This is a genomic window from Bacteroides pyogenes (assembly GCF_014196225.1).
Lineage (GTDB): Bacteria > Bacteroidota > Bacteroidia > Bacteroidales > Bacteroidaceae > Bacteroides > Bacteroides pyogenes_A.
On the sequence record NZ_JACIDI010000003.1, the window covers coordinates 187,713 to 200,339 of the forward strand.

The window sequence follows — 12,627 nt, forward strand, 5'->3', positions numbered from 1 at the left end:
TTAGTATAGTTTTATAATGTATCCTATTTCAGCCACCAACTCTTCAAGGTTGCTGCCTTTTATCATTCGCTTATCCGCAGGGAACAGAGTGGAACGGAAGACAGAAGTTTTATCACCGGACAGTTCCTTTTTGTAGCGTTTGGTATCCGGGATAAAGGTTTTCATAAGGGGTAATTTCAGTTCGCCGATAGTATTTTCATAAATTCTATACAAGTCGGTTTTCTCCCTGCCATCGACCTGATTCCAAAATAGGTGCAAACCTTGTATCCGGTAAGCTTCATTCTGTACCAGCAGGTTGTTTACCGTCATAGCGAATGAAAGACTGCTTTCCAGTACCACCCGGTCGGCGGTAATCGGTGTAAAGATGTAGTCCATAGAAGCCAGCGAACTGATAATACCTTCGCTGTTCACCGTTCCCGGCAGGTCGAAAAAGACCACATCCATTTCCATCGGCTCTGTTTTCAGGAACTCTTCGGCTGTACTGATGGCAGCTTCGGGAGTGCTGCACAAGACCGGATAGGCTTTCTTTCCCAATGCTTTGAACTGATTAAAGGCAAGCACCTTGTAATTGGTATCATTGTTTACCTGTTCACCGTCCCGTTTACGCATGGCACTGATACTGTGCTGCGGGTAGTCGCAATCGACAACCGCTACATTGTAGCCTTTCAGGTAATAGAGATAGCTTGCCACCAATACCGTGAAAGTGGTTTTACCGACCCCGCCCTTTTGGGTGGAGAAGGCTACGAATAATGTTTCTTTCTTCATGTCTTTAATTCTTTATTGTTTTACTTCATTATTGATTGACTGCTTCATTCTGTGCAGTATTGATTTCCATATTGTTATCTGTAATTCAATCTGTCTTTATCGACTTGCAGACATATTGTTTTATTGATTGCTTGAAATATTGATTTCAGTATTTCTTGCTTTCTTGAAATCAGTAAACCAGTCTTTCCATATTGCCCGGTTCATTCCAATATTTCTATCGGTATTTACCGCTTTACTTATCTATTTCAATACTGATTCTGACCGCAAATAAATGGAGAAAAACCGTCCGTTTTTGAAAGTGGCTTCGTATGGCTTTAGATGGCTTCGCTTGTCCTATAATGTGCTATGGCACAGCATAATTAATCCCTGTTACTTTGCACCGGAATCTTATTTGAACCGATAAAAAGGCATCCGTTCAATAGCTTCCCGGAGTTCATTTATCTTATGGCTAACTGCTAATCCGTCCCATGACGGATTTTATTTGCGCCGTGCAAATAGCAAGGTGTGTTCTGCGCAGCTTGAAATTCTTTCAGCAGCTTAGAACCCCTTGCCCGGACAAGCCGGGATGGGTTGTACTCCGAAGTCGTAAACCCTTAAAAAAATAATGGTATGGGAAAAGAAAAAACGAATGTGCCACAATCCGGTGGCAAAGGACGAAAGCCAAAGGCAGACCCGGCAGTTTTCCGGTATTCGGTCAGCTTCAATGCAACTGACCATGCCCGTTTTTTGGCTCTTTTTGAACAGTCCGGTATGCGGACGAAAGCGCATTTTATCACAGAAAGAATCTTTGGCGGTTCATTCAAAGTGATAAAAATTGATAAGGCAGCAGTCGATTATTACACACGCCTGACAACTTTTTACGCTCAATTCCGGGCAATAGGCGTGAACTATAATCAGATTGTGAAGGCTCTGAATACCAATTTTACCGAAAAGAAAGCCCTTTCTTTTCTCTATAAATTGGAAAAGGCGACCGAAGAACTGGTGGTATTAAGCCGGAAAATTATCGAACTCACACAGGAATTTGAACAGCGATGGTTGCAAAAATAAATGTGGGAAGTTCGCTTTTCGGTGCGCTGGCATACAATCAGAATAAGGTTGATGAAGAACAAGGCAAGGTACTTTTCAGCAACCGGATGTTTGAAAGTGAAGATGGTAATTTCAACATCCAGCGTTGCATGGAAAGTTTTGAAATGCACCTGCCCCAAGACATCAAAACCGAAAAGCCCATAATCCATATATCCCTGAATCCGCACCCGGACGATAAACTTTCGGATGAACAGCTATCGGAGATTGCACAGGAATATATGGAGAAGCTGGGCTATGGGAATCAGCCCTACATGGTTTACAAGCATGAAGACATCGACCGTCACCACCTGCATATCGTATCCCTGCGGGTGGACGAGAACGGCAAAAAACTGAATGATAAGTTTGAACATCGCCGGAGCAAGGATATTACACGGGAACTGGAAGCAAAATATGGTCTGCATCCTGCCGAAAAGAAACAACAGCAGGAACACCACCAGTTCCGAAAGGTCGATTATGCTGCGGGTGATGTAAAGCACCAGCTTTCCAATACGGTTAAAGGCGTAGTAAACACTTACCAGTTCCAAAGTATCGGGGAACTGAATACTCTGTTATCAATTTATAATGTACGTGCGGAAGAAGTTAAAGGTGAAATCCGTGGCAAGGCGTATAACGGTATAGTTTATTCCGCAACCGATGATAAAGGCGAAAAGCTGGGTAATCCTATCAAGTCTTCCCGGCTGGGTAAGTCGGTCGGTTATGAAGCATTGGAACGCAGGATAGGACAATCAGCAATCAAATGGAAAGACGGTAAACTGAAAGCCAATATCAAAGGTCGGGTAAGCGAAGCATTGAAAGCTTCCGGCTCAAAGGAACAATTTGAAAAAAAACTGAAAGAAAAAGGTATTGAAGTCGTATTCCGACAGAACCCGGAAGGGCGTATCTATGGTGCAACATTTATCGACCACGAAAACAAAGCCGTCCTGAACGGCTCTCGTTTAGGAAAAGAATTTTCAGCCAATGTATTTAATGACCTGTTTAGAGAATCCCATGTAAACGAGGGACACACAAAACAGGCTGTTCCAAAAGAACCGTTCACACCTTCGGCAGAACCTTTCGTGCCGTCAGAACGGCAATCCGAAAGCAGAGAATCTACAATCGGAAGCCTTTTCAGTATCCTGCCCGGTGGCAGCGATTCATCGGCTGGGAATGATAAAGCCCCGCCAACTCCTAAGAAAAAGAAAAAACGCCGTTACGGACGGCAGATGTAATAACAATCTAAAAAAGAATCAATTATGCAAAATGAAGATGATTTAAGAGGACTTGCCAAAGTCATGGACTTTATGCGGGCAATCAGTATTTTATTTGTGGTAATCAACATCTACTGGTTTTGTTACCAGTCGATAGTAAACTGGGGTATCAATATCGGTGTACTCGATAAGATATTATTAAACTTCCAGCGAACAGCAGGGCTATTTAGCCATATCCTGATAACGAAAGTATTTGCAGTGGTATTCCTTGCGTTGAGTTGTTTGGGGACAAAAGGAGTGAAGGAAGAAAAGGTAACATGGACAAAGATTTATGTTTTCCTTGTTATTGGTTTTATCCTGTTTTTCCTGAACTGGTGGATGCTGTATTTGCCATTACCGCTTTCGGCGAACGCTACATTTTATATCCTGTCAATGGCTGGCGGATATTTATGTTTATTGGTTGCCGGGGTATGGATGTCCCGGTTACTCAAAAACAATATGATGGATGATGTTTTCAATTTGGAGAACGAAAGCTTTATGCAGGAAACCCGCCTGATGGAGAATGAATATTCGGTGAATCTTCCATCACGTTTTTGGCATAAGAAGAAACAGCACAAGGGATGGATAAACGTGGTAAACCCGTTCCGGGCTACTATTGTGCTGGGAACTCCCGGTAGCGGTAAATCCTACGCAGTGGTAAATAATTACATTAAACAGCAGATAGAGAAGGGTTTTGCACTTTACTGTTATGATTATAAGTTCCCGGACTTATCGGAAATCGCATACAACCACCTGATGAACCATTCGGATGCTTATAAGATAAAGCCCACGTTCTATGTTATCAATTTTGACGACCCACGCCGAAGCCACCGATGTAACCCTATCAATCCGGCTTTTATGACAGATATATCGGATGCTTATGAATCGGCATACACCATTATGCTGAACCTGAACCGAAGCTGGATTCAGAAGCAAGGCGATTTCTTTGTGGAATCCCCGATTATCCTGCTGGCTGCGATTATTTGGTTTCTCAAGATATATAAGGGTGGAAAGTATTGCACATTCCCGCACGCCATCGAGTTCCTGAACCGGAAGTATGCAGACACATTTGTTATTCTGACTTCCTACCCGGAGTTGGAAAACTATCTTTCTCCCTTTATGGATGCGTGGGAATCCCAAGCCCAAGACCAGTTACAGGGGCAAATCGCATCGGCAAAAATCCCACTATCAAGAATGATAAGTCCGGCATTGTACTGGGTAATGACAGGTGATGATTTTACACTGGATATAAACAACCCGGACGAACCGAAAATACTTTGTGTCGGTAACAATCCCGATAGGCAGAATATTTATTCCGCCGCTTTGGGACTGTACAACAGTCGTATAGTGAAGCTAATTAACAAGAAAGGACAGCTTAAAAGTTCGGTTATTATTGACGAGTTACCGACCATTTATTTCCGGGGATTGGATAACCTGATAGCTACTGCCCGTTCCAATAAAGTAGCAGTCTGTTTGGGCTTTCAGGATTATAGCCAGCTAACAAGGGATTATGGCGATAAGGAAAGTAAAGTAATCCAAAATACAGTTGGAAATATTTTTAGCGGTCAGGTTGTAGGAGAAACAGCAAAAACATTGTCAGACCGTTTCGGGAAAGTTTTGCAGAAACGTCAGTCTATGACAATCAACCGTCAGGATAAATCAACCTCAATCAGTACGCAGATGGATAGTTTGATACCTGCCAGTAAAATATCGAATCTTACGCAGGGAATGTTTGTGGGTGCGGTCAGTGATAATTTCGATGAACGGATAGACCAAAAGATTTTCCATGCTGAAATCGTAGTGGATAACGAGAAGGTAAAGCGTGAAACAGCCCGCTATGAAAAGATACCGGAGATTATCGACTTCCGGGATGCAGATGGCAACGACCTGATGAAAGAGCAAATCCAGCTTAATTACGAGCGGATAAAGCAGGATGTTAAGCAGATTGTTATTGATGAAATGGAGCGCATCAAAAGCGACCCGGAGTTGCAGCATTTGGTGAAGAGTGAAGAGTAAAAGCCTAACTTAATTTAATGATATTCGCTTTAATATTCGTATCTTTGCAAAAAGTTATATTCATTAATGGAGAAGAAAAAAGAAGCAACTGTAATAGACCTATTCTGCGGGATAGGCGGACTGTCGTATGGGTTTGTTGCAGAGGGATTTAATGTCATCGCTGGATATGACAATGACCCTACATGTAAGTTTGCTTTTGAGAGTAATAATAAGGCTACATTTTATACGAAAGATATTACAGAATTAGAAGGTTCAGAGTTAGATGTTCTTTATGGGGATAATCTTAAAATTTTAGTAGGTTGCGCTCCATGTCAGCCCTTTTCGTCATATAGCTTTAAAGTTAAAGAAAAGGATGAAAAGAAGATGAATATGTTATACACCTTCTCTAGATTAGTTGAAGAAGTAGAACCTACCATAGTTTCTATGGAAAATGTTCCGCAATTAGCTGACATAAAGAAGAATACAATATTTAAAGATTTCTGTGAGAAATTGCAGTCTTTAGGGTATCATGTCCATTATGAAGTAGTCTATTGTCCTGATTATGGAATACCTCAAACTCGTAAGAGATTAGTTTTATTAGCTTCTAAATTGGGAGATATAAAACTATTACCTAAAACTCATAATTCTGAAAATTATGTTACTGTACGAGAAACGATAGCTAATTTGCCTGCCGTTAATGCAGGTGAATTTGACCCCAACGACCCTTTGCATCGAGCCAGAGCATTAAGCCCACTCAATATGAAGCGTATTCAGAACACAAAAGAGGGTGGTAGCTGGAAAGATTGGCCAGAAGAGTTATTGTTGGAATGCTATAAGAAAAAGAGTGGTAGGACATATGGTAGCGTATATGGCAGGATGAAGTGGAATGCTCCATCCCCAACCATGACCACACATTGTACAGGTTTAGGGAATGGTCGTTTTGGACATCCTGAGCAAAACAGAGCAATAACTTTAAGAGAAGCTTCCCTTTTGCAAACTTTCCCAATGGAATATAAATTCTATGAAAATATTGACAATTATAATCCGTCAATTATTTCACGTCAAATTGGGAACGCCGTGCCCCCAAAATTAGGACAAATTATCGCAGAGAGTATTAAGAATCATTTAATTGATAATAAAATATTGGACTATGGCAAAGAAAAAACTTCTTGAGCAACAAATACAGGATATTGAGCAACAAATAAGCACTGAAAGTATTCCGTATATATATGATACAAAAGAGTATCCTGTTGAAGTTATTGTATCTAAATATAAAAAGGAGCAAATATTTGTACCTCATTATCAACGAAAATTTGTTTGGGATAAAAAACGCAAGTCCAAATTTATAGAATCTGTCTTTTTAGGAGTGCCAATCATGCCCTTTTTAGTTTCAATATCAGGAGACGAGGCGGAGTTAGAGATTATTGATGGTAGCCAACGAATACGAACTTTAGTCGAATATTTTGATGACCAACTAAAGTTAGCCGGATTAGAAAAACTGACCCATTTAAATGGTACATATTATAGTCAACTAACAACAACTCGGAGAAATAAATTCTTGTTACGGGATTTTAGATTTCATGTTGTTACTGATAATGCAACTCCTGATGTTCGGGCGGATATTTTCAATAGGATAAATACAACTCCCAAAAACTTGTCTTTTTCAGAAATAAGAAGGGGGGCATTACAAGGAGATTTCTATCAATTCGTATTAGAATGTGGACAATTAGAACGTTTTCGGGCGGTTTGCCCTATCCCGCAGCCTAAAGCCGATAGAGGAGAGTATGAAGAACTGGCTTTGAGGTTTTTCGCATATTCTGAAAAATACAAGGAATTTAAACATGATGTTGCTCCTTTTTTAGATGATTTCGTTAAAGAGAAAAACTCAAAAGGATTTGACAGAGCATTGCTCACAACACAACTTAATGATGTAATTTCTTTTGTGGAAAAATATTTTGAACCACCATACTTTGCCCGAAAAGGACGAGATAATGCAACACCTCGTGTCCGATTTGAAGCATTATCGGTTGGTGTTCATTTAGCACTCTCCCAAAAACCGGACTTAGAGCCATCTTATATGGAATGGCTATACTCATTGGAATTTAAAGAACATACAACATCTGATGCAAGCAACAATCAAGGGAAATTAGTTAGACGTATTGAATTTGTTAGAGATTGTCTATTGGATAATATCAAAAAAGACCAGCTTCACTATGATTGAAACTAGAGCAGAGTTTAATAAACGAATAAGTGAAATAGACTTGTATTTTAATACATTAAGTATTTTTGATAAAGGCAAATGTACTATTCAATGCAAGACTATTGATGACCAAATATTGGAACAAGATATAGATGAAGAACTTACTCGCATATTAAAGGCAAATGGTTTTTTGCTATTGTATAATTTAATAGAATCTACAACTAGAAAGTCTATTGGGGCTATTTTCAATGCAATGCACACAGAGTCAATAACTTTTAAGCAGCTAACATTAGATTTGAGAAAGTTATGGTTTAATCAAAAAGTTATAGATTTAAAGGAAGGTACATTTAGAGTAGATACTCTCAAAAAGATGTTACATGAATTAGCTGATGTAATATTAAATAATGAATTGCTTCATTTTAAAGCAGAATGTGTTAATATTAGTGGAAATATTGATGCTAGGGAACTTCGAGATATAGCAACTAAATTTGGCTTCACACAATCGCCCAATGGAGAAGAATTATTGACGGTAAAAGATAAACGCAATAAATTAGCACATGGTGAAATGACATTTACAGAAATAGGAAGAGATTATTCTATCGGGGACTTAATAACCTTTAAAGATAAAACATACATATATTTGCAGGACGTATTAGCTAATATAGACACATATATAAACGAAAGCAAATATAAAGCTGAACCATAATTACATTAAAGACATATAACGCCATCCAAAGACAACTGCTGCCACCTTTCTAAAAACGGGGTGGCAGCTTTTTTATATCCCATACCTTTGATTTGACAATCAAATATTTACTTATTAAAAAATCAAAGTATGGATGTAAATTCAAACAACAAGTCCGGCTCTGATGAACAGATGATGGACATTCTTCTTGTCTTTGACAAGGAAAAGAAAACAATTAATGCCGTAAAAGGTATTGATGAAAACGGGGAACTGCAAACCGTTCCGCCGAAGCAGGAACATAACAACGATTTCCTGAAAGTGGATAAGCAGGGTAACGCACTTGAAAATTTCTTGAAGAACTTTTTCAACCAACTAAAAGACCCAACCCGTTTCAGTTTCTTCAAAGTAGCACCCGAAGACACCGAACGGACAGTAAAAATCATTCAGGAGAATATCAAGAACCCGACACCTGCTGCCGATGAAATGCTTGATGAAATCCGTATCGAGCCAAAAGAACCGAAACCGGAAGTTTCAAAGGAATCCACTACACAGGAACAGAAGCCTGCTGATACGAATAAGTATTTCATCGACCCTAACAAAATCAACTGGGACGACCTGAAAAATCTGGGTATCACCAAAGAACAGCTTGAAAAATCAAAGGCTTTAGAACCTATGCTGCGGGGATATAAGTCGCCTTCTACCTTTCCGATTGAAGCCAACTTCGGGTCAATGGTAATGAAAACGGATGCCCGTCTTTCGTTCCGTCCGGACAGTGAAGGGAATGTAGTATTGGCTATTCATGGTATCCGTAAAGAACCGGAACTTGACCGTCCGTTCTTTGGACACCAATTTACCGATGAAGACAAAAAGAATCTCCGGGAAACCGGAAACATGGGTAGAATTGTTGATGTAAAAAACTACCGTACAGGTGAACTTGTACCTTCTTTTATCAGTATCGACAAACAGACTAATGAACTGGTATCCATGAAGGCTTCGTCCCTCAAACTCCCTGATGAAATAAAGGGCGTTAAGCTGGATGAAAAACAAAAAGCTGCACTGATGGAAGGTAAAGCGGTATTCCTTGAAAATATGATTTCCGCCAAGAATAAACCGTTTTCTGCCTTCGTTCAGGTCAATGCGGAAAAACGCAGCCTTGAATTTATCTTTCCCGAAAAAGAGCAAAAGCAAACCCAACAGCAGGGACAACAGCAGAGGAACGACCAGCCCGAAGGGGTGCGTATTCCCAAATCTCTTGCAGGAGTGGAATTATCCGACAAACAGCAGGCTGATTTGCGGGCGGATAAAACCATCTATGTAAAAGGGCTAAAAGATAAAGAAGGTCAGGAATATAACGCCTATGTTAAGGTAAACCATGAAAAAGGAAAACTGGATTTCTACAAATTCAATCCTGACAAGGCGAAAGAGAAAGCCAAAGAAATAACCCCTGCTAACGAACACAAAACACAGGTAGCGGTCAATTCCGAAGGCAAAACGAACGAAGCGACCAAGCATACGAAAGAACCTTTGAAGCCCGGACAGGCTACACCTACTGGGGAACAGAAGAAAAAGCGGGAAGAAAAGAAAGAAGAACAAAAACCCGACAAGCCTAAAAAGTCGCAAGGTCGCAAAATGAAATAATTATCAACCACAAAAATCCAATTATATAATGATAGCAGTAATAGCAGAAAAGCCCAGTGTGGCAAGGGATATAGCCAACGTACTGGGAGCAACACAAAAGAATGACGGGAACATTTCAGGTAACGGATACATCGTTACCTGGGCGTTCGGTCATTTGGTAGGACTTGCCATGCCTGATGCCTACGGAATCGAGAACTTCAGGCGGGAAAATTTACCTATACTACCGCAGTCGTTCCAGCTTATTCCCCGTCAGGTAAAAACCGACAAAGGATATAAGCCTGATAGCAGAACGGTTAAGCAACTCAAGATTATCAAAGAAGTATTCGACCAGTGCGAAAAGATTATCGTTGCGACTGATGCCGGAAGAGAAGGTGAACTGATATTTAGGTATATCTACCAATATCTTGAGTGCCGGAAACCTTTCGTTCGCTTATGGATTAGCAGCCTGACGGATAAAGCCATCCGGGACGGATTACAGAATCTCAAGGACGGAACAATGTACGACAACCTTTTCCGGTCGGCAAAGGCAAGAAGCGAAGCAGACTGGCTTATCGGCATTAATGCTTCCCAAGCATTAAGTATAGCTGCCGGAAGAGGGACATATTCTTTGGGACGGGTACAGACACCCACGTTGGCGATGATATGTTCCCGTTACCTTGAGAATAAGAACTTCGTTCCACAGAAGTATTGGCAACTGAAATTACAAACAGGGAAAGACAATATCGATTTTTCAGCCCTTTCAGAAGAAAAATTCGATAATCAGCAACCTGCCATCGACAAGCTGCAAATAATAAAGGATAGCGGTCAGGTGCAGGTTAAATCGGTAGAATGTAAGGAAGTGATACAAGAACCACCACTCTTGTACGACCTTACCACATTGCAAAAGGAAGCCAATACGAAACTTAATTTTTCAGCAAATAAAACGCTGTCCATTGCACAAAAACTGTATGAAGGCAAGCTGATTTCATACCCCCGTACCGGAAGCCGTTATATATCACAAGACGTTTTCGAAGAAATACCGGAACGTATTTCCCTGCTGGAAACTTACGACCGATTTGTCGGCTACGCAAAATCAATGAATGGTAGCAATCTGAATCGGCGTTCGGTGGACGATAAGAAAGTTACCGACCACCATGCCCTGATTATTACCGAAAATAAGCCCGGCAGTTTACAGGCGGATGAACAGGCAATATATGAACTGGTTGCAGGAAGGATGCTGGAAGCTTTTTCGGAAAAGTGCGTCAAGGAAGTTACTTCAATTTCTCTCACCAGTGGCGAGAGTATTTTTGCAGTGAAAGGAACAGTAATAAAGTCTGCCGGATGGCGGGCTGTTTTCAACACCCAAGAAGAAGGCGAAGAAAATACCGTTTTGCCAGCACTAAAAGAAGAAGAGAATTTACCTCTCTCCGATATTGAGTTGCTGGAAAAGCAGACCAAGCCCAAACCGTTACATACGGAAAGTTCGTTGCTATCGGCTATGGAAAATGCAGGAAAGGAACTGGAAGATGCCGAACTGAAAGCCAGTATGAAGGATTCCGGTATCGGTACGCCAGCAACACGGGCAGCGATTATTGAAACTCTCTTTACCCGCCAGTATATTGTCAGGGAGAAGAAAGCCCTTGTACCGACCGAAAAAGGACTGGCGGTTTACGATATAGTCCGGGACAAGAAAATCGCTGATGTGGAAATGACTGGTATGTGGGAAAACGCATTATCCAAGATTGAAAGCGGGGAAATGAATCCCGACACCTTCCATAAAAGTACAGAAGTTCATGCTTCACAGATAACCAGCGAACTTTTAGGGGTGCAGCTCACCTTATCAACGCAGCAGGATTTAACCTGCCCGAAATGCGGGACAGGTCGGATCCTGCTGTATCCGAAAGTAGCAAAGTGTGATAATACTGATTGTGGGCTGGTTATCTTCCGAAACAAAAGCGATAAGCAATTAACGGATAAGCAGGTTACGGAACTGGTAACAGCGAAGAAAACAGGAGTGATAAAAGGTTTTAAGAGTAAAGCCGGAAAGCCCTTTGATGCTTCACTGGCTTTTGACGACCAGTTCAATGTGGTATTCGTTTTCCCTGAAAAGAAAGGGAAATCAAGGAAATAATCTGAAATTCCGTATCTTTACCACAGAAAATTCCATTATGAATAGATTTTATGCTATCATAATTGAGGATTTTTGTGGTTAGCACCCGGTGGGGACATCGGGTGCTTTTCATAAAATAATTTTATGGAAACAAAAAAGATAATAGTATCAGAGAAAACATTTGAAGAAATGGAACTTCCCGAAACAGTCTATAAATACCGTGTTTGGGACAATCCTTTTCATAAAACAATAATAACTAAGCAAGAAGTTTTTTTTGCTGCTCCCACTTCTTTTGAAGACCCATTAGACTGTAAGAACTTAATTCGCTATGATTTACTTACAGATGAAGATATTTATAGCTATTTTTTAATGGATTCAAAAGAAAAATATCCAGAGCGAACAAGACAGCAACATCGGGCTTATGCAAGAGAATGGAGTAAGAAAACTCCTATGAATGATAAAAAGTATGTAAAAGAGAGAGTTGAGCAAGATTTCAAAGAGTATGATGAACGATTTGGAGTTTTGAGCTTAACCGCCAATCCAACAAATAAAGCTATGTGGGAGAAGTATGCAAATAACCATAATGGTTTTGTGATAGGCTTTAATCCATTGATAATGTTCCCATATTTAGGTGGCGGTGGTGCTGTATCATATTATGACGAACTGCCTATTATATTACCTCGTCCATGGCATTCATTTGAAGAACAACATAACTATCAAATTTTCGCAAAACTTTCTAAATGGAGTTTTGAAGAAGAATATAGGACACATATATTTAGACCCGACCCCTTAACTATACAAGATAGAACTATAAAATTACCACCTGAAGCGATTACTAAAATAATCATAGGAAAGAATATGCCTCAAGAAAGTGTTGAAAATCTGATTGAATCAATTCCGGCAGAACTTTCTCATGTGCAAATTGAGTATGAAAAATGAAACA

General features: G+C 40.3%; 10 protein-coding genes. 9 read left to right on the forward strand and 1 reads right to left on the reverse strand.

Features of this window, described 5'->3' with window-relative positions; all coding sequences use genetic code 11:
- The gene (locus GGR07_RS03170; protein ID WP_034542530.1) at window positions 1–765 is read right to left on the reverse strand and encodes a ParA family protein; all 765 of its coding nucleotides are present in this window, start codon (window positions 763–765) and stop codon (window positions 1–3) included.
- A gap of 609 nt (window positions 766–1,374) precedes the next feature.
- On the opposite strand from GGR07_RS03170, the gene mobA reads away from it, so the two are divergent.
- From mobA to GGR07_RS03215, 9 genes are all read left to right on the forward strand, one after another.
- Entirely contained in the window at window positions 1,375–1,812 is a 438-nt protein-coding gene (gene mobA, locus GGR07_RS03175; protein WP_034542528.1) for a conjugal transfer protein MobA, read from the forward strand.
- A complete protein-coding gene (gene mobB / locus GGR07_RS03180; protein ID WP_036844659.1) occupies window positions 1,797–3,059 on the forward strand; it encodes a conjugal transfer protein MobB in 1,263 nt (420 codons plus the stop codon). Before mobA ends, mobB begins: the two co-directional genes overlap by 16 nt.
- A gap of 24 nt (window positions 3,060–3,083) precedes the next feature.
- Window positions 3,084–5,093 (forward strand): conjugal transfer protein MobC, encoded by a 2,010-nt coding sequence (gene mobC / locus GGR07_RS03185; RefSeq protein WP_039431402.1) that lies wholly within the window; start codon window positions 3,084–3,086, stop codon window positions 5,091–5,093.
- A 66-nt stretch (window positions 5,094–5,159) separates the two neighbouring features.
- Window positions 5,160–6,245 (forward strand): DNA cytosine methyltransferase, encoded by a 1,086-nt coding sequence (locus tag GGR07_RS03190; protein WP_034542526.1) that lies wholly within the window; start codon window positions 5,160–5,162, stop codon window positions 6,243–6,245.
- A complete protein-coding gene (locus GGR07_RS03195; RefSeq protein ID WP_039431400.1) occupies window positions 6,223–7,293 on the forward strand; it encodes a DUF262 domain-containing protein in 1,071 nt (356 codons plus the stop codon). Before GGR07_RS03190 ends, GGR07_RS03195 begins: the two co-directional genes overlap by 23 nt.
- Entirely contained in the window at window positions 7,286–7,978 is a 693-nt protein-coding gene (locus tag GGR07_RS03200) for an MAE_28990/MAE_18760 family HEPN-like nuclease (protein WP_034542524.1), read from the forward strand. The genes GGR07_RS03195 and GGR07_RS03200 overlap by 8 nt, the downstream gene beginning before the upstream one ends.
- Window positions 7,979–8,107: 129 nt before the next feature.
- Window positions 8,108–9,595, forward strand: a complete 1,488-nt coding sequence (locus GGR07_RS03205; RefSeq protein WP_039431399.1) for a DUF3945 domain-containing protein — start codon at window positions 8,108–8,110, stop codon at window positions 9,593–9,595.
- Window positions 9,596–9,623: 28 nt separating this feature from the next.
- Entirely contained in the window at window positions 9,624–11,705 is a 2,082-nt protein-coding gene (locus GGR07_RS03210; protein WP_039431396.1) for a type IA DNA topoisomerase, read from the forward strand.
- Window positions 11,706–11,828: 123 nt separating this feature from the next.
- Window positions 11,829–12,623, forward strand: coding sequence for a DUF2971 domain-containing protein (locus GGR07_RS03215; protein ID WP_025836662.1), 795 nt, complete (start codon window positions 11,829–11,831; stop codon window positions 12,621–12,623).
- Window positions 12,624–12,627: the final 4 nt, after the last annotated feature.